Annotated in this window: 18 protein-coding genes and 1 pseudogene; 8 read left to right on the top strand and 11 right to left on the bottom strand. The window is 38.1% G+C overall.

The features are described 5' to 3' along the window. Nucleotides 1–6: 6 nt before the first annotated feature. Together CY0110_RS09545 and CY0110_RS09540 are read right to left on the bottom strand one after the other, a co-directional pair. Nucleotides 7–1,107, bottom strand: coding sequence for a TRAP transporter substrate-binding protein (locus CY0110_RS09545; RefSeq protein WP_008275201.1), 1,101 nt, complete (start codon nucleotides 1,105–1,107; stop codon nucleotides 7–9). A gap of 109 nt (nucleotides 1,108–1,216) precedes the next feature. Beyond that, nucleotides 1,217–1,969 carry a Uma2 family endonuclease gene (locus CY0110_RS09540; RefSeq protein ID WP_008275200.1) on the bottom strand — a complete coding sequence of 251 codons (753 nt, stop codon included), beginning with the start codon at nucleotides 1,967–1,969 and terminating at the stop codon, nucleotides 1,217–1,219. 225 nt (nucleotides 1,970–2,194) lie between these two features. Here CY0110_RS09540 and CY0110_RS09535 point away from each other — a divergent pair, with 225 nt between their 5' ends. After that, entirely contained in the window at nucleotides 2,195–4,498 is a 2,304-nt protein-coding gene (locus tag CY0110_RS09535) for a transglutaminase TgpA family protein (RefSeq protein WP_008275199.1), read from the top strand. A 250-nt stretch (nucleotides 4,499–4,748) separates the two neighbouring features. Here CY0110_RS09535 and psbA read toward each other — a convergent pair whose 3' ends face one another. From psbA to CY0110_RS09515, 3 genes are all read right to left on the bottom strand, one after another. After that, on the bottom strand, nucleotides 4,749–5,819 hold the full coding sequence (psbA, locus tag CY0110_RS09525; RefSeq protein WP_008274631.1) for a photosystem II q(b) protein: 1,071 nt from the start codon (nucleotides 5,817–5,819) through the stop codon (nucleotides 4,749–4,751). A gap of 165 nt (nucleotides 5,820–5,984) precedes the next feature. Beyond that, nucleotides 5,985–6,479, bottom strand: coding sequence for an ureidoglycolate lyase (locus tag CY0110_RS09520; protein ID WP_008275197.1), 495 nt, complete (start codon nucleotides 6,477–6,479; stop codon nucleotides 5,985–5,987). Between the two features lie 44 nt (nucleotides 6,480–6,523). Then, the gene (locus CY0110_RS09515; RefSeq protein ID WP_008275196.1) at nucleotides 6,524–7,504 is read right to left on the bottom strand and encodes an ABC transporter ATP-binding protein; all 981 of its coding nucleotides are present in this window, start codon (nucleotides 7,502–7,504) and stop codon (nucleotides 6,524–6,526) included. 255 nt (nucleotides 7,505–7,759) lie between these two features. Here CY0110_RS09515 and CY0110_RS09510 point away from each other — a divergent pair, with 255 nt between their 5' ends. From CY0110_RS09510 to leuC, 5 genes and pseudogenes are all read left to right on the top strand, one after another. Next, nucleotides 7,760–8,917 (top strand): hypothetical protein, encoded by a 1,158-nt coding sequence (locus CY0110_RS09510; protein ID WP_008275195.1) that lies wholly within the window; start codon nucleotides 7,760–7,762, stop codon nucleotides 8,915–8,917. 64 nt (nucleotides 8,918–8,981) lie between these two features. Then, nucleotides 8,982–9,889, top strand: a pseudogene (locus CY0110_RS29215) (IS630 family transposase). Then, on the top strand, nucleotides 9,849–10,502 hold the full coding sequence (locus tag CY0110_RS09495) for a rhomboid family intramembrane serine protease (protein ID WP_071943820.1): 654 nt from the start codon (nucleotides 9,849–9,851) through the stop codon (nucleotides 10,500–10,502). Before CY0110_RS29215 ends, CY0110_RS09495 begins: the two are co-directional and overlap by 41 nt. A gap of 64 nt (nucleotides 10,503–10,566) precedes the next feature. Continuing rightward, nucleotides 10,567–10,797 (top strand): Txe/YoeB family addiction module toxin, encoded by a 231-nt coding sequence (locus CY0110_RS28540; RefSeq protein WP_071943817.1) that lies wholly within the window; start codon nucleotides 10,567–10,569, stop codon nucleotides 10,795–10,797. A 127-nt stretch (nucleotides 10,798–10,924) separates the two neighbouring features. Then, nucleotides 10,925–12,328, top strand: coding sequence for a 3-isopropylmalate dehydratase large subunit (gene leuC / locus CY0110_RS09490; protein WP_008275193.1), 1,404 nt, complete (start codon nucleotides 10,925–10,927; stop codon nucleotides 12,326–12,328). A 249-nt stretch (nucleotides 12,329–12,577) separates the two neighbouring features. On the opposite strand, the gene CY0110_RS28535 is transcribed toward leuC, so the two are convergent. The 6 genes from CY0110_RS28535 to CY0110_RS09460 all read right to left on the bottom strand — a co-directional run bounded on the left by CY0110_RS28535 (nucleotide 12,578) and on the right by CY0110_RS09460 (nucleotide 17,582). Further along, nucleotides 12,578–12,952, bottom strand: coding sequence for a Uma2 family endonuclease (locus CY0110_RS28535; protein WP_232285709.1), 375 nt, complete (start codon nucleotides 12,950–12,952; stop codon nucleotides 12,578–12,580). 8 nt (nucleotides 12,953–12,960) lie between these two features. Continuing rightward, entirely contained in the window at nucleotides 12,961–13,146 is a 186-nt protein-coding gene (locus CY0110_RS30840; RefSeq protein WP_008275191.1) for a PDDEXK family nuclease, read from the bottom strand. 90 nt (nucleotides 13,147–13,236) lie between these two features. Then, nucleotides 13,237–14,742, bottom strand: a complete 1,506-nt coding sequence (locus CY0110_RS09475; protein ID WP_008275190.1) for an Ig-like domain-containing protein — start codon at nucleotides 14,740–14,742, stop codon at nucleotides 13,237–13,239. Nucleotides 14,743–14,761: 19 nt separating this feature from the next. Beyond that, nucleotides 14,762–15,583, bottom strand: a complete 822-nt coding sequence (locus tag CY0110_RS09470) for a TIGR03943 family putative permease subunit (RefSeq protein ID WP_008275189.1) — start codon at nucleotides 15,581–15,583, stop codon at nucleotides 14,762–14,764. A 33-nt stretch (nucleotides 15,584–15,616) separates the two neighbouring features. Beyond that, the gene (locus CY0110_RS09465; protein WP_008275188.1) at nucleotides 15,617–16,654 is read right to left on the bottom strand and encodes a permease; all 1,038 of its coding nucleotides are present in this window, start codon (nucleotides 16,652–16,654) and stop codon (nucleotides 15,617–15,619) included. 280 nt (nucleotides 16,655–16,934) lie between these two features. Next, the gene (locus CY0110_RS09460; protein ID WP_008275187.1) at nucleotides 16,935–17,582 is read right to left on the bottom strand and encodes a pentapeptide repeat-containing protein; all 648 of its coding nucleotides are present in this window, start codon (nucleotides 17,580–17,582) and stop codon (nucleotides 16,935–16,937) included. A gap of 114 nt (nucleotides 17,583–17,696) precedes the next feature. Between CY0110_RS09460 and CY0110_RS09455 the strand changes: the two genes are divergently transcribed. Together CY0110_RS09455 and CY0110_RS09450 are read left to right on the top strand one after the other, a co-directional pair. Then, complete coding sequence (locus CY0110_RS09455; protein ID WP_008275186.1) at nucleotides 17,697–18,269, top strand: (2Fe-2S)-binding protein; 573 nt, start codon at nucleotides 17,697–17,699, stop codon at nucleotides 18,267–18,269. Next, on the top strand, nucleotides 18,262–19,257 hold the full coding sequence (locus CY0110_RS09450; RefSeq protein WP_008275185.1) for an FAD binding domain-containing protein: 996 nt from the start codon (nucleotides 18,262–18,264) through the stop codon (nucleotides 19,255–19,257). Before CY0110_RS09455 ends, CY0110_RS09450 begins: the two co-directional genes overlap by 8 nt. Nucleotides 19,258–19,260 lie beyond the last annotated feature (3 nt).

Below are 19,260 nucleotides of genomic sequence, written 5' to 3'. Positions count from 1 at the left end.
GTATTTTTATTTAAAGACAAACTGAGTGTAACTTAATTCATTAATTTTATTCCATTGAATAATTTCTTGTCGAAATTTATTCCAATTTTCATATACTTCTTTAAATGTTGCATCTTTACCGGCGTTTTCTTCGTATAAATCAAAGGCAACGGTTTGGGCTGCGGTTAAAATTTCATTAGAATAAGGAATTAATTGAGTCCCTCCTTGAATTAAAGATTGTAATGCAAGACGATTTTGAGCATCGTATTGACTTAACATATTTAAGTTTGCTTCCATTGCTGCTGTTTTTAAAATTTCTTGATATTCTTGCGGTAATTGATCCCAAGCAGTTTTATTAATTTGTAAGTCTAAGGTTGCCCCTGGTTCCCACCAACCCGGATAATAATAATAATTAGCTGCTTTATTTAGTCCTAATTTTTCATCATCATAAGGACCCACCCATTCGGCTGCATCAATGGCCCCAGTATCTAAGGCCAGAAAAACCTCACCCCCAGGCAAAACTTGCACATTAACCCCTAAGCGACTCATTACCTCCCCTCCCAGTCCAGGAATCCGCATTTTCAAGCCTTTGAGGTCATTAACTGAGTTGACCTGACGTTTGAACCATCCCCCCATTTGCGCGCCAGTATTCCCTGCAGGAAAGCTGATAACGTTAAAATCTGCATAGAGTTTGTGCATGGTTTCGAGGCCACCTCCATGATAAAACCAAGCATTTTGTTGTTGGGCCGTTAAACCAAATGGCATGGCGGTTCCGAAGCCCAAAGCTGGATTTTTTCCCACATAATAGTAACTGGGAGAGTGACCACATTCGACGGTTCTCTGTTGTACCGCGTCTAACACTTCTAACCCTGGCACAATCTCACCGGCTGCATAAGGGGTAATGGTAAATTTTCCACCGGACATCGCCTTAACGCGATCGCAAACCGTCTGGGCCCCACCGAAAATGGTATCTAAGGACTTGGGCCAACTGGTTTGCATTTTCCAGCGAAGGGTAGGTAAGCTAGAACCTCCTCCGTTTCCTTCTACAGACTGACTTTGGCAAGAACTGAGGACGGTGGCGGTAGTTGCTCCTAATGCAGCATTACTGAGGAAGTGGCGACGTTTCATCGTTTACATGAGGTATTTTAGGTCATGTATCAAAATAGCAGATATTGTCAGTTATCAGTTACCAGTGACCTGTTGTCAGTTTTTTTATGCGTAGTGAGTCATCATCTAATTAATTTTTCGAGTCAGAAGACTGTTGTGATAATATAACCCTGACTTGTTCAACGGATAAACTTAAAGCATCTGCTATTTGTTCTAAGGTTAATCCTAATTCTTGAAGACGTGCAACTGCTAATAATTGAGTGTTTTCTAAATCTTTTAATTTTTCTTGAGCAAGTTTAGCTAATTCTTGAGGGGTTAAAATTAATTCTTCGTCAGGGGTAAAATAACGTAATTTTTTTTCATGAATTCCTAAATACAATTCTAATTGATCACTCCATAAATAACCATTTTCGTTAGGATTAATGGGTTCATATTTTCCTTCAGATAACCTAAATCCTTGAAATTCTAAACTAACAGGGTCAAACCAGAAATAATTAGGAGTGCGGAAGATGTTTTGATAGAGTTCTTTTTTCTTTGTTCTATCAACTTTTGCCGTAGAATCTGACAAAATTTCTACAATTACATGAGGATACTGACCATTTTCTCCCCAAACAACCCAACTTTTGCGAAGACGTTTTTCTGTATTTAAAACCACAAAAAAATCAGGTCCGCAGAAATCTCGTTTTTTCAGTTGTTCAGCATTATAATAAATCGTCAGATTGCCCGTTGCATAGTAATCATTTCTATCTGACCAAAAACTCTCTAGACAGCTTAAAAGGAGAATGATTTGTTGTAAATGAAGATCACTTTCCAAGGGAGGTTCATCACTCCATAAATCTGTAGGAGGACAAATAACATCAGAAGAGAAATCTAGGGTCGTCATAAGTTTAAACCCTTAGCCTAGTATAAGCGTATAATAACACAGTTAAATTAATCAGTGATCGGTGACCTGTTATCAGTGATCAGACAATCCAAAATATTGTATTAATTCAGAAGTCACGTTAATAAAAGTTTCATTATTGGGAACTCTTATAATAGCAAGCTATTAATCGACATTTAGTTTGTTAAGCACTATAAACGTTTTGCAACATTTGACGTTGCTTGTTGTATGACAAACACTTCTAGAAAACCATTATCCTTATTTCAACAATTCCGTCAACAAATTAAATCTGCACCCCCTCTAAAAACAGAAGAGTCTGCTGTTTTTCGTGTTTTAGTACAATGTTTAGTCATTGTGGGAATTATTGCTACTGATATTGCTGCTGGAACTCAGATGAGTTTATGGGCGATTCCTTTAAGTATTATAGGTGGTGTTTGGAGTTGGTATCGCCGTAAACATCGCAATATTACCCTTAAATTTTTCTTAGCTATGGGGATGTTAACGGTACTTTCTTTCTTCTTACTTCGCTTAACTCAAAATCTTAATGATAGTCGTATTGTCTTAGCAGAATTATTAGTTCAATTACAAGTTTTACATAGTTTTGATTTACCGAGACGCAAAGATTTAGGCTATTCAATGGTTATTGGTCTAATTTTATTAGGAGTTGCTGGAACCATTTCCCAGACAGTAGCTTTTGCCCCTTGGTTACTATTATTTTTAATTTTAGCGATTCCTACATTAGTATTAGATTATCGATCACGGTTAGACTTAGAAACGATTGATCACAATTTCAAAAGACTGTTTAAATCTCGTCAAAAATCCCAAAAAACTGTTAACTATTCTCCTGTTTCTTTTAAAAGCATTAGTGTGTTAATTGCTATCACCTTACTGTTTGGTTTAACTATTTTTACTTTAATGCCACGTTTTCCAGGATATCAATTACAAACATTTCCTGTTGATAGTCCTTTGGATGCAGACAGTCAAAAATTTAGTGGACAAAATAAAGGTATTATTAACCCAGGTTATAATAATCAGAAAAAAGGTACACAAGGACAAGAAAATAGTAATTCATCTCAAGGAAAAGGACAAGTTGATGACAGTCAATATTATGGATTTAATACTAAAATAAATCAAAACTTACGAGGAGAGATGAAACCCAAAATTGTCATGAGGGTGCGATCGCAATCTCCTGGTTTTTGGAAAGCTTTATCTTTTGATCACTATACAGGACAAGGGTGGGAAATTACTAACGAAGAAGAGTTTGATACAATTAAACGTGATCGCTGGTCTTATAAATTTTTCTTGCACTTTCCTAACACTGCAATGAAAACCAAGAGCGTGATTCAAAGCTATACAGCAGTAGCTGATTTACCTAATATTGTTCCTTCTCTCTCTCAACCCAAACATCTCTATTTTCCAGCACAAGAAATAGGAGTTGATGATCTCAATAATCTGCGATCGCCTGTGGGTTTATTAGAAGGATTAACTTATACGGTAGTTTCAGAAGTGCCTTATCGTGATCGCACAAAATTACAAAAATCTCCTCCTGAATATTCTGATAAAATTAAAGAAACTTATCTAAATGTTCCCGCAGAAATTGAAGAGAAAGTACGTAACAAAACCCTAGAATTGTTAAATAATCAATCATTTAACTCGCCTTATGAAGTCGTCTTATTTTTAACTCAAGCAATTAAACAAAATTATACTATTCAAGAAGAGTTGCCCTTTTTTAAGGATAGTGAAGACTTAGTAGAATCTTTCTTGTTTAAGTATGAAGGCGGTATTCCCGATCACTTTGCCACTGCTTTAACCATTATGTTGCGTTCAGTGGGTATTCCTGCTAGATTAACTGTTGGGTTTGCCCCAGGAAAATTTAATCCTTTGACGGGTTTCTATGTGGTTAAAAACACCGATGCTTATGCGTTGACTGAGGTTTATTTTCCTTATTTTGGTTGGTATACGTTTGATCCCATTCCTGGCCATGATTTATTCCCACCGTCTCTAGAAGAAGAGCAAACTTTTAGCGTTTTAAAGCAATTTTGGAACTGGGTAGCAGGGTGGTTGCCTTCTCCTGTGACTAACTTTTTTAACATTATTTGGACTAAAGTTATTGTTGGATTTATTAGCATTTTAGGATGGTTATGGCGATTCATTTCTAGTGGTTTAATTGGTACATTAGTGGGGCTTTTATTAGCCGTTATTTTAGGGTTATTAGGTTGGTTAGGTTGGGGTAGATTAAGGAAATTTAGTTATTATCGTCGCCTCGCAAAATTACCGCCAATGGTGCAATTATATGAAGAGATGTTAAGGATACTGAAGTCAAGAGGATACCCCAAACATTACGCCCAAACTCCCTTAGAATATGTAGAGGTATCTTATTACCAACATCCAAAGGAACAAGCAGAAATTATTGACGAAATTTCTCATGCTTATATTAGTTGGCGATATGGACAAAATGATCAAAATATTAGCTATTTAAAGCAACAATATCAACGGTTAGTTAAGAGTGTTAAAAAAAGAAATTTTGACTAAGCGAACACTTAATCTATTTAATCTATTAGGTGGGTTAGATTATACTAGATCCGCTTTAGATAGTATTAACTTTCGGAGCAGGGAGCAGGGAGCAGGGAGCAGGGAGCAGGGAGCAGGGAGCAGGGAGCAGGGAGCAGGGAGAAAAAACGTTACTCTACTAAAATAAGCGGATTTGGTATTACTACAAACAACAAAAAAGCACCCCCAAATTTGGGAGTGCTTTTTGTATTACTTAGTTAATTTCAAGGAATTAACCATTGATGACAGGAGCAGATACAGGCTCAGCAGAAGCTAAGTCTAAGGGGAAGTTGTGAGCGTTACGCTCGTGCATTACTTCCATACCGATTCCTGCACGGTTTAATACATCAGCCCAGGTTCCGATTACACGGCCTTGAGAATCAAGGATAGACTGGTTGAAGTTAAATCCGTTTAAGTTGAAGGCCATGGTAGATACACCCATTGCGGTGAACCAAATACCAATTACAGGCCATGCTCCTAAGAAGAAGTGCAAGGCACGACTGTTATTGAAAGAAGCATATTGGAAGATTAAACGACCAAAGTAACCGTGAGCAGCTACGATGTTGTAGGTTTCTTCTTCTTGTCCGAACTTGTAACCGTAGTTTTGAGACTCGATTTCAGTGGTTTCACGAACTAAAGAAGAGGTTACTAAAGAACCGTGCATAGCGGAGAATAAAGATCCACCGAATACACCAGCAACACCCAACATATGGAAGGGGTGCATTAAGATGTTGTGCTCAGCTTGGAACACGAACATAAAGTTGAAGGTTCCGGAGATTCCTAAAGGCATTCCATCAGAGAAAGATCCTTGTCCGATGGGGTAGATTAAGAATACTGCGGTCGCTGCGGATACAGGTGCAGAATATGCAACACAGATCCAAGGACGCATTCCTAAACGATAGGAAAGTTCCCACTGACGACCCATGTAGCAGAAGATTCCGATTAAGAAGTGGAAAATTACTAACTGGTAAGGACCGCCGTTGTAAAGCCACTCATCAAGTGAAGCAGCTTCCCAAATGGGATAGAAATGTAGACCGATAGCGTTAGAAGAAGGTACTACCGCTCCAGAAACGATGTTGTTTCCGTAGAGTAATGAACCAGCTACAGGCTCACGGATTCCATCGATGTCCACGGGAGGAGCAGCGATGAAAGCAATGATGAAACAGGTGGTAGCAGTTAAGAGGGTGGGGATCATTAAGGTACCGAACCAACCGACATAGATGCGGTTGTTGGTGCTGGTCACCCACTGACAAAACTGTTCCCACAAAGAAACGCTCTCGCGTTGTTGTAGTGTAGTAGTCATAGTTGGTTATGATTCCTTTATTTATTTGTCAAGGTACGTTTTGTATTGACATTCTTATATTAACTAAATCGTCAAGTTTTGTAAAGAATATTAACCAAATATTTTCTTATGTAACCAATAAGCAACACTTATCTAGAGTGGTGAGAAGACAGGACAATCTATTAGTTACGAAGCTATTTCAAAGGTTAAGTTATCTTGCTCTGAGAAGTTGTAGGTAAAGTGATCAACTACATTGGTGTCACTCAACTCTAAGTTATAAAAGTCTACAGAATCATGATCAAAGTAAGGACCTGCGTGCCATGTACCGACTTCTAGCTTAATAAAACAGTTTCCAGGAATCTTAAAAGCTTGTAATTTCTCGATATTCGGATAATTCTCGCTATTAGGAGGCGCAACGGCTATAAACCATTGTTTCCCTTCTAATGACCCCAGACATTGAGTACATTGTTGATGACGAGTAATACGATGAAACTGACGACCCCGTTCTTTTAATCGCATAATATAGAACCGAGGAACACCATTATCTAAGTCTAGTTGAGCATCAGTTTCATCGTAAACATTTCCATCCTCGGAAGGAGTAATTAATTGTCCGTAAGGTTTAAAGTTCTCTGTGGTAATATCAATCAGTGGTAAAGATTGAACAGTGGTTACTTTAGTCATATTAGATAACAAGTTGTTTTACCCTGATCCTAATACATAAAACCTTATTGACTTGATGTAATCCCTCTTTCTCTAAGTTGCTGTACAAAATAGTCTTCTAAAGAAGCACGAGCGCGGTTTAAACTGAGAAGTTGAGCGTCTATGGTTGAGAGGTATTCGATAAAATCGTGAGGATTTCCAGTTAATTGTCCGTGCCAAGTGTGATCAATCTCTTTAATGCCTGAAATCCAGGAGTTTAGGGCTTCTTTTTTGCCACCTTTGACAATTACTTGATAAACATCAGAACGGCCTAAAATTTCTTCGAGGGACCCAACACATAATAAGTCCCCTCTGGCTAATAAGGCAATGCGATCGCAGATTTTTTCGATATCGGTTAAAACATGAGAGTTAAAAAAGATGGTTTTTCCTTGTTCTTTGAGGGATAAGACGATTTCTCTGACTTGATAGCGTCCCAAGGGGTCAAGTCCGGACATGGGTTCATCAAAAAAGACCACTTCAGGGTCATTAATTAAGGCTTGGGCCATACCTACCCGTTGCAGCATTCCTTTAGAATATTGTCGTAATTGTTTCTTTTTGGCGGTTTTTTGCGCTAATCCCACTAGATCAACTAATTCTGGGATGCGTCTTTTTTGGATTGATTTGGGAATTTGAAATAAACCTGCGACAAATTCCAGAAATTCCCAAGCGGTTAAATAATCATAATAATAAGCGTTTTCGGGTAAATAGCCGATTTTTTGTTTTACGGAGAGATTCCCGACGGGATACCCTAATAATACAGCACGACCTGTTGTCGGGCGGACAATACCTAATAACATTTTTAAGAGGGTTGTTTTTCCTGCACCATTGGGACCAAGTAACCCAAAGGTTTCTCCTTTGTAGACAGAGAATGAACAATCATTGAGCGATCGCAATTTTTGATTCATCCAAAAGCCAGTGCGATATACTTTACTTAAATTCCATGTTTGTACCACTGGCATTAATTCGTTTTGTTGTTCTTGTGGTTGGACTTCGGTAACGGAATTCATTGCTTTTAAGGGTGTAATTGGTGATCTATCTAGAAATGTTCTACTTCCATTGTTCCCTATTCTCCAAATAAAATTAACTTTGTTAAGAATTTTTATAAAATCTTTTATCACCTAATAATAATCAATATTCAATTCTAGTAGTTTTTTTTATATAAAGTTATAGTATTTTAATCGCCAAGTGATGTCAATCACAGCTTATTAGTTTGAACATAAATTATATTATTTAATAACCGCTTTTATTTATATTAATTCGTTATGTCAGATTTAAAGTTTCGTTCGTCTTTATGGGCTTTTATTTGGTTTACTACTGCCCCTAATCTCTGGATGTTTATTTCAGTCCCTTTTTTTGTCCTCTGGGTCGATAGTTTTGGAAATTTAAAATATTCAGTTACTTTTGTTTCTGCTTTATTTATAACGACTCTCCTCGCTATATGTATAGCTATTGCTGTGTATTATTATTATGTGTTCGCAATTACCGTAAAATCTCAAGGAATTCTTGGTTATAATTGGGTTGGTCATTATAGTTTTGTCCCTTGGGATGATATCAAAACAGTAGAGCCATATCGTTTTTTTTGCTACAAGTATCTTCGTGTATTTTTTTCTAATTCCACAACGCCTTTATGGATACCTTTATTTTTAGAAAATCAAAAGCAATTTAATCAAGTAATAATCGAGCGCACTGATAAAACTAATTCGTTACATCTTGCCTTAGTAAACATAGATGAATTATTTGCTAAAGTTCCCCTTCATAGTAAAGGCAAAAATAAACTAAAAAATGAGCAGAAACAACAGTCAAATTACAAGGATAATTCTCTCAAATTAAAGTTAAATTCAATTTCTCCAACAAGAAACAATACACCTCCCTGGATGGAACAAGATATATTTTCTACTCCATTAGAAACGAATACTTATGGCTACTGTACAGGAAAAAAATTGGTTACTTGTTCTCGTCCATCTTTGATTGAAAATGTGAAATCTGACAGTAAAAAACTCATTAATTTAGTTTGGACTCCTGATACTCCTCATTTAGTTTCTCCAGAAGAAGTATCTTGGTTAGTTGATGCTTTGTACGCCAGAGAAAAAACCCACTTTAAACAAGCATTGAGACTCGATGTAATTAACTGTTTGATGTGGGGGGGAATATTTTGGATGAATTGGATAGATTCAAATTCAATGACTGCAAATGAGTCAACCGCAATCAGACAAATTATGCTATTTAATTTGGTAGCGATCGCAATTATTCCCGCTTTAGAACATAGTTGGGAATTATATCAATGTAGACTCAAAACTCCCCAACGTCTTGCCCAAAGAAGTCAAGAAAATCGTTATACAGCATGGATGAAGAATTCTCACGCACCTTGGACAAAATTCTTAACTGGTTGTATAACTTTAGTGGCTATCGTACAAGTATAGCAATACGGGGTTAGGTTAGGACAAAATTAGCTAGAATTAAAGCGCTCACGAAAACAAGAAAAAAATGCCTGCTCCTTATAGCTACGATTTGAGAAAAAAAGCCGTAAATGCTTATTATAGAGGAGAAAAGAAGATAGCTATTTGCCGATTAATGAAAATTAGTCGTAATACTCTCGATTTATGGCTAAAAAGAGAACAAGAAACAGGAGACTTCAAAGCGGTGCAGCCGCACTCGCTCCCGCGAGACCGCCAAGCGTCCTCCTAAAAATAATCGCAAAATTCAAGATTTAGAGAGATTCAAACAGTTTGTCAGACAACATAAAGATAAAACACAGCAACAAATAGCCGAGAAATGGGGAGAAAATGTCACACAGCAAAACGTGAGTGATGGAATTAAAAAGTTAGGTATAACTAGAAAAAAAAACTTACGGATATCGAGAAAGAGATGAAAATAAAAGAAAAGAATTTAAAGACCAACTTCACAAAAAACCGTCGCACAATTTAGTTTATGTAGATGAAGCAGGATTTGATAATCGAGATGATTATCCATATGGTTATAGTCCCAAGGGAGAAAGATGTTATGCACTCAAATCAGGAAAGAGAAAAGAGAGAGTTAGTTGGGTGGCTGCATTAAAAGAAGGAAAAATATTTGCTCCATTAACTTTTGAGGGGTCGTGTAATCGAGATTTATTTGAAACATGGCTGGAAAAAAGTTTGATTCCTCAACTTCAACCAGGGGATATAATTATTATTGATAACGCTACTTTCCACCAAGGACAAAGTATTAAAGAAACAGTCGAAAAGGTAGGATGTGAAATTTGGTATCTACCTCCTTATTCTCCCGATTTAAACAAGATAGAACGTTGGTGGTCTGTTCTCAAAACTTGGATGAAACAGAGAGTTAAAGAATTTGAGACTGTTAGAGAATGTGTTGATACAGCTTTCAAAAAATGTCCTAACGTGTATCCGTAAGGCTATAATTATTTTCTTTATTCCTGACATAAGTTCTTCAATTGAAACAGCAGGAATTGTTAAACCAGACATCTGGCAAGGAGAAGTCTGGAGACTATTAACAGGAACATTATTACATGGCAATATCCTTCATTTTATGTTTAACATAGGTGCTTTATTCGTTCTTGGTAAATTGATTGAAGTTATCACTCACCGCGCTTATGTTCCTTTAGTTTTTTTAATTTCTGCTTTGTCCGGTAGTGTCTTTAGTTTATTGTTTATACCCGACGTTCCTTCTGTGGGTGCCTCTGGTGGCATTATGGGATTATTGGGCTTTTTATTTATTTTAGGAAGAAAACATAAGCATTTATTTCCTGCTGCCCATCAACAGATGTTAATTAAAGGCACGATTTATACATTTCTAGCAGGTTTACTAGCTTATCAAGTGATTGATAATCCTGCTCATTTAGGCGGTTTTTTAGCAGGAGTATTATTAGGATGGAAATTAATTCCTCATCGTCAGTTTAGAATCGGCATGGTAGTGTCTCGTCCTCTAAAAATTATAGGCATGATTTCAGCAGGAATAATTGCGATCGCCTCTTTTTTTACTATTTACAAAATGGTTATTAGTTGATTTCTCGCAATATAGCAAGCCTAAATCATTTATCAGTAACTAAGGGCGTTAGATGACGTAGAAGATTGAATTTAGTGGTAAAGCCCTTAATAATGTTAAAAAAATTCAAGCAACAAACTTACAAAATAATGTTAAACAATTAATTGAAATTCTCAAAGATAATCCTTATACGCCTCCCTACGAAAAACTATCGGGTAACTTGAAAGGTTATTATTCTCGACGTATTAATATTAAACATCGTCTTGTTTATTCTATTAATGATGAAACTAAAATAATTCAAGTTGTTTCTGTTTGATCTCATTATGAATAGTTTATCCTTATTTTTGAAACTAATATTAAGATTAAACCGAAAAAGTTCCCAACAAACTCCTAAAACCATCCATAATAAAAGATAGCGTGATAAAGAAAAGCCAGAAACATCCATGAGTAAAGGAACCCTCTTCGATAAAGTTTGGGATGCCCATACTGTTCAAATATTACCTTCAGGACAAACTCAACTCTTCATCGGACTGCATTTGATCCACGAAGTTACCAGTCCCCAAGCGTTTGCCATGTTGCGCGAAAGAGGACTACAAGTAATGTATCCCGATCGCACCGTTGCTACTGTTGATCATATCGTCCCCACGGAAAACCAAGCCCGTCCTTTTGTTGACACCCTAGCAGAAGAGATGATGCAAGCATTAGAAAAGAGTGCCAAAGATAACGGTATTCGCTTCTATAATATTGGATCAGGAGATCAAGGTATTGTCCATGTTATTGCCCCAGAACAAGGACTAACTCAACCCGGCATGACCATTGCTTGTGGGGACTCCCATACCTCCACCCACGGGGCTTTTGGGGCGATTGCTTTTGGGATCGGAACCTCTCAAGTCCGAGACGTGTTAGCTTCCCAAACCCTTGCCCTCTCTAAGCTAAAAGTGCGTAAAATTGAGGTAAATGGCACCTTACCCCCTGGAGTCTATGCCAAAGATGTAATTCTTCATATTATTCGTAAACTAGGGGTTAAAGGAGGTGTCGGGTACGCCTACGAATACGCAGGAAGCACCTTTGCATCTATGTCGATGGAAGAACGGATGACCGTTTGTAATATGTCCATCGAAGGGGGTGCAAGATGTGGCTATATTAACCCAGATGATGTTACCTTTGACTACTTAAAAGGACGGGACTTTGCCCCCACAGGAGAAGACTGGGATAAAGCAGTTAAATGGTGGCGTAGTATGGCTTCTGATGCTGATGCAGAGTACGATGATGTGGTTACCTTCGATGCTTCAGAAATCGAACCTACCGTGACTTGGGGTATTACTCCGGGTCAAGGGATCGGTATTAGCGAACCAGTTCCTACTCCTGAGAGTTTACCCGAAAGCGATCGCGCCATCGCCCAAGAAGCTTACAGTTATATGCAGTTATCTCCAGGAACACCGATAAAAGGTACAAAAGTAGATGTCTGTTTCATCGGTAGTTGTACCAATGGCCGTATTAGCGACTTAAGAGAAGCGGCCAAGTTTGCCAAGGGTCATCATGTAGCTAATGGGGTTAAAGCCTTTGTGGTTCCAGGTTCTGAACGGGTTAAAGTCGAAGCAGAAAAGGAAGGGTTAGATAAAATCTTTTTAGAAGCAGGGTTTGAATGGCGCGAGGCTGGATGTTCCATGTGTTTAGCGATGAACCCAGATAAATTACAAGGGGATCAAATTAGTGCCTCGTCTTCTAATCGTAACTTTAAAGGCCGTCAAGGATCATCAACAGGACGCACTTTATTAATGAGTCCGGCGATGGTGGTTGCTGCTGCGGTAAATGGTAAGGTTTCTGATGTACGAGAATTAAGTTAAACTCACATCTTGCACCTACGATAAATTATCTAGTTTCTCAGCCTTTAGCCATCAGCTTAGGTGCGCTTGTCCTAGGCTATCAGCTATTTTCTTATAAAACTGTTCGCCCTTAGCCAGAACTTCACTCTTCTTTACTGCTGAGTGCTTAGATTATTAAGTTTTTTTGTAAGGCGTGCAAGATGTCAGTTAAACAATGAACAGTTACCAGTGAGCGGTTATTTTTGTTCACTGGTAATATTTCTCTAAAAATCAGTACAGTAGTAATTTTTCTAAGTTAATCTTAATCTTAGGAAAGGCTTGAGATGTAATTGTTCCTGATTTAAACTCAATAATTTGTAAGTAACGGCTATTGTGAGGTTCAGTATGTACAATCAGTTTTTTATTCTTCAAATCAATTACCCAATATTCTGGTATCCTATTACGAGCATAGGTAATAATTTTCTCCTCTAAATCTTTTTTCAGGGTTTTATTAGATACTTCGATCAACCAATAGATATCTTGAGAATAGGGGTGATGATTACGATAGATAGTTTCAGGTAACCGAACTATCGCTATGTCTGGTTCTGGTTCTGAATTATCTAAGGTTATTGGATGAGAATCTCTGATTTGAGCTACTCCTTTCAGTAAATCTCTTAAATGATCGCTGACAGATTGATTAGTATAGCTATGTTTTGATTAGTATAGCTATGTTCAATGCCCTCGGGACTCATTTCAATTATATCTCCCTCCAAAAGTTCAACGGGTTTACCTTCTAATACTCCAGAGTTGACCAGTTCGTGCCATTCATCTATCGACCATTTATAAATAGTTGATGCCATATCTGCTCCCCTTATTACGTTCACATAATTTTACTTGAAAAAGCTAAAAAAACGAGTAATTAATCCTTCAAATCAAACTGTTAGAATCAGTTAGGGTAACCATTGAGGACGAAAACCCACTAAAGGTAACTCTTTTAAGTCGGCTTTACTGTTAGGATCATTATTAATCGGAGGAATTAATAACCATAATTTTCCTCCGACAATAGCTTGACCCGAATTATTGGTTAAATTATCCTCTAAACTAGGGTCATCACTGGTTAAAACTTGGTCGAATAATAACGCTAAACCATCAGGGGATAGACTAATTTTAATGTCTTGATAATCAGATAATTTAGCTAAAGGTGTGACTTTTCCTGTTTTAATATCAAACTTAGCAAAGTAAGGTTGTTCTTGATAGTCATCTCCTTCTAATAGTTCTGTTAGTAAACAATATAGTTGATTTCCTGTTGGAGTAAATTGACAATCAATAATTGATCCTTGTGTATTTAAAAGTTCTTTTTGAATGCCTTGATTATTAACATAAAATAATGAGCGGGTGTAGCGTAAATTCGCATTATCTGTATTAAAATCAACCATTGCTGCGGAATTACCTGTAGGGGAAAAATCTAATAATTGACCAAACTTAGGTAAAAAGTCTAAGGGGTCTGATTCCGGTTCTAAGGGTAAAATTCCAATTCCTTCACCTCTGGCAACAGCTAAGGCTTGATTATCTGGTGTTATTTCAAAATCTCCTCCTGTTATCTTCAATCTTTCAGGTTTTTCTCCTTGTTTTACTATCCATAGATCAAAGTCTGCCGGATTTTCACGGTTTACTCTTTGGATAACAATAGTTTCTCCATCAGCAGATAAATCAAATTGGTTATTTTGATAGGTTTCATTATCTAAAATTTCTTCTACTTTGCCAGCAGAATTATTTTGAGTATCTTCGACTCCATTATTAACTCCAGTAGTAACACTATAAAGTTCTAATTGTCGTAGACCATCAATTCCTAATCCTTTCTCATAGGCAGAAAATAAAATACGATTGCCTTGGGGATAAAATTCAAAATTCATCACCACTAAATCCGGTGGGGTTAAAATCTTTTTATGTTGTTGGGTGATGTTATAAAATACAAGTCTTCCTTGTTCTTCCCCTTGGGTTCCAATATAAGCTAAAGCGCGATCGCGACTTTGAAAGGTTCCGACAAAAGGTTCCATGACCTGTCCTTGTTGTTTATTTTCCCTAAATCTTTCGGTTGCATCGCTTAATTGGACTTGATAGGTTTGGCCGTAGGGAACGGGGGTTTCTACGGTATATGCTAAGCGACGGCCTGCCCAACTTACTTTACCAGGAAGGGGAGGATTTATCACTAAATTTTTCTCTACCGTTGCTTTATCCATCGGACGATCAAAGGTCAAAATAAAAGCTCGATCTTTACTATCAACGGTTTCATTTTGCCAAGTAAAATTCTCGACTTGTGGACCTTTTCTTAAAAAGCAATTATTACCACAAAGTTTATCTCCAATCATTAAACCAGCAATCAGGACACTAAACCCTCCAATTAATAACACAGAGAGTTTATCAATGGGTTCTTGTAATGTAAGTTTATTAAGCATAATAAGGATTGATTATCTATTAATTGGAATACCCATAAGGATCATCAGGAGTAGGAATGGTTGTGATACTGTTAGCAGATAAGACTAACTGACGTTTTTGAGTGGGGGTTTCTTGCATGGTTTGGGTATCAATAGCAAGGGTTTCCGTCATCATTTCCCCTTCTATTTGTAACCAAGTATCGGGGGGATAATTACTGCGATCGCGTTCTACTTTCACGGGAAGTCCCACTGGATAAGCATCCACCGCGCAACAGGTGATAATAAAACGACTTAATAAAATATAATCTTCTGGTAAGAGAGGAGAATGCACCACAAATCCTGTTACATCGGCTTTTTGACCTTGATAAGCATCCGGTTCGGGATAAGCATTGAGGGTTCTGATCCAGTCAATGAGTGATCGTTCTTCTGGTTTAACAGTAACGCTAAAGCTTTGGGTTTCCCGTTGGGTGATGGGTAAAGATTCGGAAATACCCCGTTGCAACGCCACTTGACTATCAAAAATAGTTGGGGGAATGAGTAAACCTGCGATCGCAGCAATAATCAATAAACAACTGCCCCATCCTGGAGGAAAAATACTGATATGTTGTACCGTTTCCCCGTTATTGCCTTTTTGACGGAAGCTTTGAATCCATAACCAAGTTTTCACACCTCCTAGAATCAATAGGAAAATGCTAGTTATGAAAACAAGCCAATTATAGTTAGGATGAATTAATAATTTGAGTTGACCCGTTACCCAATATTTGAAGAGTAATACACCCCAAGCGAGAATGGCTAAAATATCTAACCCTGGTAAGAGAAATTTTAGCTTAGGGGAGGGTTTTAGTTTGGATAGTACATTCATAAACATTATTTGACTTTTGTAATCATAGCTATTTTAGAGAAAGTAACTATGAAACAAAGCCAAGATAAAGGTTAACTGCGCGGCCAGTGCAAATAAATACACTATCATTCTAGGTTGAAAAATTGAAAGCATTAAACCGATGGCCTTGATATCGATCATCGGTCCAAACACCAGAAACCCTAACAGAGAACTGGTGGTGAAGGTTGAAGCAAAAGATAGAGCAAAAAAAGCATCAACGGTTGAACAGATAGAAACAATGGCCGCTAATAACATCATGGCCAAGATAGAACTAATGGTTCCTTGTCCTAAACTCAAGACAATTTCGCGGGGAACAAACACTTGTAAACAAGCAGCGATCGCACTCCCTAAAATTAACATTCCTCCTAATTCCCGTAGTTCTTGAGTGACATTTTCAAGAAACAGTTTTAAGCGTTTTACCGTCACCGACGACTGATCCCGACTCAGGGTTAATGTAGCTGCTGAAGTTTCATCGAGTCGCATCAAACCGTTCCCCGTTCCTAGTAAAAAAGTTCCTGACTGTAATAGCATAGACTCTTTTAAATTCGGTTCTTTTTTGGCAGAACGAGCGAACCTTGGTTGACGGGATAACTGGGTAATTCGTTGTGCCAACAGAGGTTGTAACATGGGACGGGGATCTTTCTGCACACTGAAAATACAGCCAATGGTAATGGCAATAATCAGAGAAAAAAGAACTCGATAAAAGACGATTTCTGGTTGACCCCGAAATGCCACCCAGGTAGACCAGATGACAATAGGATTAATGGTCGGTGCTGCCAATAAAAAGCCAATGGCCGCCGAATTAGGCAGTCCCTGCATCAGAAACCGTCGCGCTACTGGCACATTTCCACACTCACATACAGGAAAAAGAAAGCCGATACAACTGCCGGCGATCGCTCCTAATAAGGGATTTTTGGGAAGACTGGCAATTAACTTTCCCTCATCGATAAACAAGAGTAAGGCACTCGATAAGGATACCCCCAACAGCAGAAAGGGAAAGGCTTCCACCAGCAAACTGAGGAATAAGGTAAAGGCGTTGTGTAATTGTGTCATTATACGATTGCCCGATCAGGCTGGTTAGGGTTATTTAGACGTAAGTTAGATGAATAAAGTTCGCTTAAATTATTACTTGAAACAAAAATAACTTTATCATGATTTTTAATATTTCCTTAATATAACTGATCTAGTATAGTTAAGAATTTCAGGTTTGAGCTTAGGTATAGTGATAAAATTCCTCCAAGTTTTATCTTAGTTACTCATAATAGATATTCATTCATACTACAAGATCAGCGATCGCCTTCAAGGTTCGGCGAAGCGTTTTATATCTTTTGATTCATCGACAATGGTCGTTTCTGATACTTCCATCGGGCATGATGGTGTTACAGAAGATGGCATCTCTCAATCTAATTTCCATTTCGGGAATATGAGCTTTTCTGAGGCAGCAATTGGTGAAGTTACATTCGTGGAAAGAAGTTTGATTGGTACTGATACGATTAAGGTTAGCTCCAGTAAAATTGTTTTTAAACATACCAGCACTCTTAATCCGAGCAAAATACAGGTCGGCATGACTGAAATCAGTCTCAGTAAAGACACCTCTAGACATCTTGGCACGCTTCAATTTGGCTCTCCTGAGAACAGCATTTTCTATCCAGGCATTTTCCAAAATAGTGTCTCGGAGATCGGCATCAATGGCAGTAACTTCATCCATCTTGGCGTGCATCAAGAACGCAAAGCGCAAGTTGGCATTATTGAAGTTAGCCCTTCGCAAATTGGCACTTTTCAAAAAAGCCTTTCGCAAATCAGCCCCACTGAGGTTAGCCCCACTCAAATCAATAAATTTCAATTGAGCTTCTCGGAGGTCAGCCCCACTTAAATCGATTCCTTCCAAGTTAGTTTCTCGGAGGTCAGCCCCACTCAAATCGATTCCAGAAAAATCTCTTTCGCCAGCAGCATACCTTTTGAGCAATTCTTCAGCATCCATAACGCACTTCAAAATGAAAAATTCAACATAGTATTAATAATGATAGGATCTAATAAAATCTGTCTGTCTGCGATCAATTACAAGGTTGACAATTAATTTTTATGCTATTTGGCCATGGATATAACCCTGAGTATTAATCACAAAAAGTACGACCTAAGTATTGAACCCCGTGTTACCTTATTAGATGTTTTAAGAGAGAGATTAGGATTAGTTGGTACAAAAAAAGGATGTGATCATGGACAATGTGGAGCTTGTACCGTATTGATAGATGGTCAACGAATCTATTCTTGTCTAACTTTAGCAGTGATGCAACAAGAAAAAGAAATTACCACCATTGAAGGGTTAGGCACAGAAGATAATCTTCATCCAGTACAACAAGCATTTATCGAAAATGATGGCTTTCAATGTGGTTATTGTACTCCTGGACAAATTTGTGCAGCCGTCGCTTTGTTAGAGGAAGTAAAACAAGGAGTTTCCAGCGCAGTAACACCAAATTTAGGGTCTGAAGTATCCATAACTGACGTGAGCGAAGCAGAAATTAAAGAACGATTGAGTGGTAATCTCTGTCGGTGTAGTGCTTATAATGGCATTGTAGCAGCCGTACAACAGGCTTTAGGGCAAACAGCACCATCCCCTATCGCTGAAGTTAGAGTCAGTCAGTCTGGACTAAAACAAGTCGATGAATAATTTTACCTATCATGTTCCTGAGTCTCCCTTAGAGGCAGCCAATCAGAAAACAAGCGATCGCCATGCCCAATTTATTGCCGGGGGAACCAACTTAGTTGATCGCTTAAAAGTGTTTTTAGATAAGCCTTCTCAATTAATTGATATCTCTAAACTAGACTTACAAACCATTGAAACAATGGCAGATGGAAGCCTTCGGTTAGGAGCATTGGTCACTAATACTGCAGTAGCCGATAACCAAGACATTCGTCGTCATTATCCTATGTTAGCTAGAGCTATTCTTTCCGGTGCGTCTCAACAAATTCGCAATATGGCTACAGTAGGGGGAAATCTTCTACAACGCACTCGTTGCCCTTACTATTACGATACAGCCTTTCCCTGCAATAAACGAGAACCCGAAACCGACTGTCCTGCCATTGAGGGAATGAACCGCAATCATGCCATTCTTGGCAGTAGTGATCACTGTGTAGCCGTTCATCCTTCGGATATGTGTGTGGCTTTAGCTGCTTTGGATGCAGAGGTAGAAGTTATTAGTCCTCAAGGAACTAGACAAATCGCATTTTTAGACTTTCACCGTTTACCCGGAAATCGACCTGAAAAAGATAGTAATTTAGAACAAGGGGAGTTAATTACTGGGGTAAAAATTCCTGATACCTCTAAAAACTCATCAGGGGTTTATTTAAAAATACGCGATCGCGCTTCCTATTCTTTTGCCTTAGTTTCCGTCGCAGCCTCCGTTAGTTTAGAGGGTGAGAAGATAGAAGGTGTGCGCCTAGCTTTAGGGGGTGTCGCTCATAAACCCTGGCGAGCAACCGAAACAGAAGAATTTTTAATCGGTAAGTCCCTTGAAGAAAATACCTTAACTCAAGCAGCCGAAATTGCTCTACAAGATGCCAAACCCCTAAGCCAGAACCATTTTAAAGTTGAACTGGCCAAAAGAGCCATAATTCGCGCCCTGAAAGTGTCTGCCCAAGGTGGTGGAGTCGTTTAAATT

It is taken from the genome of Crocosphaera chwakensis CCY0110 (assembly GCF_000169335.1).
Taxonomy (GTDB): Bacteria; Cyanobacteriota; Cyanobacteriia; order Cyanobacteriales; family Microcystaceae; genus Crocosphaera; species Crocosphaera chwakensis.
Note: the sequence above shows the minus strand (reverse complement) of the source record. Positions and strands in the feature narration are given on the sequence as shown.

Coding starts and splice junctions, on each gene's coding strand:
- CY0110_RS09545 (WP_008275201.1), bottom strand. CDS start 1,107: ATGAAACGTCGCCACTTCCTCAGTAATGCTGCATTAGGAGCAACTACC.
- CY0110_RS09540 (WP_008275200.1), bottom strand. CDS start 1,969: ATGACGACCCTAGATTTCTCTTCTGATGTTATTTGTCCTCCTACAGAT.
- CY0110_RS09535 (WP_008275199.1), top strand. CDS start 2,195: ATGACAAACACTTCTAGAAAACCATTATCCTTATTTCAACAATTCCGT.
- psbA (WP_008274631.1), bottom strand. CDS start 5,819: ATGACTACTACACTACAACAACGCGAGAGCGTTTCTTTGTGGGAACAG.
- CY0110_RS09520 (WP_008275197.1), bottom strand. CDS start 6,479: ATGACTAAAGTAACCACTGTTCAATCTTTACCACTGATTGATATTACC.
- CY0110_RS09515 (WP_008275196.1), bottom strand. CDS start 7,504: ATGAATTCCGTTACCGAAGTCCAACCACAAGAACAACAAAACGAATTA.
- CY0110_RS09510 (WP_008275195.1), top strand. CDS start 7,760: ATGTCAGATTTAAAGTTTCGTTCGTCTTTATGGGCTTTTATTTGGTTT.
- leuC (WP_008275193.1), top strand. CDS start 10,925: ATGAGTAAAGGAACCCTCTTCGATAAAGTTTGGGATGCCCATACTGTT.
- CY0110_RS30840 (WP_008275191.1), bottom strand. CDS start 13,146: ATGGCATCAACTATTTATAAATGGTCGATAGATGAATGGCACGAACTG.
- CY0110_RS09475 (WP_008275190.1), bottom strand. CDS start 14,742: ATGCTTAATAAACTTACATTACAAGAACCCATTGATAAACTCTCTGTG.
- CY0110_RS09470 (WP_008275189.1), bottom strand. CDS start 15,583: ATGAATGTACTATCCAAACTAAAACCCTCCCCTAAGCTAAAATTTCTC.
- CY0110_RS09465 (WP_008275188.1), bottom strand. CDS start 16,654: ATGACACAATTACACAACGCCTTTACCTTATTCCTCAGTTTGCTGGTG.
- CY0110_RS09460 (WP_008275187.1), bottom strand. CDS start 17,582: ATGGATGCTGAAGAATTGCTCAAAAGGTATGCTGCTGGCGAAAGAGAT.
- CY0110_RS09455 (WP_008275186.1), top strand. CDS start 17,697: ATGGATATAACCCTGAGTATTAATCACAAAAAGTACGACCTAAGTATT.
- CY0110_RS09450 (WP_008275185.1), top strand. CDS start 18,262: ATGAATAATTTTACCTATCATGTTCCTGAGTCTCCCTTAGAGGCAGCC.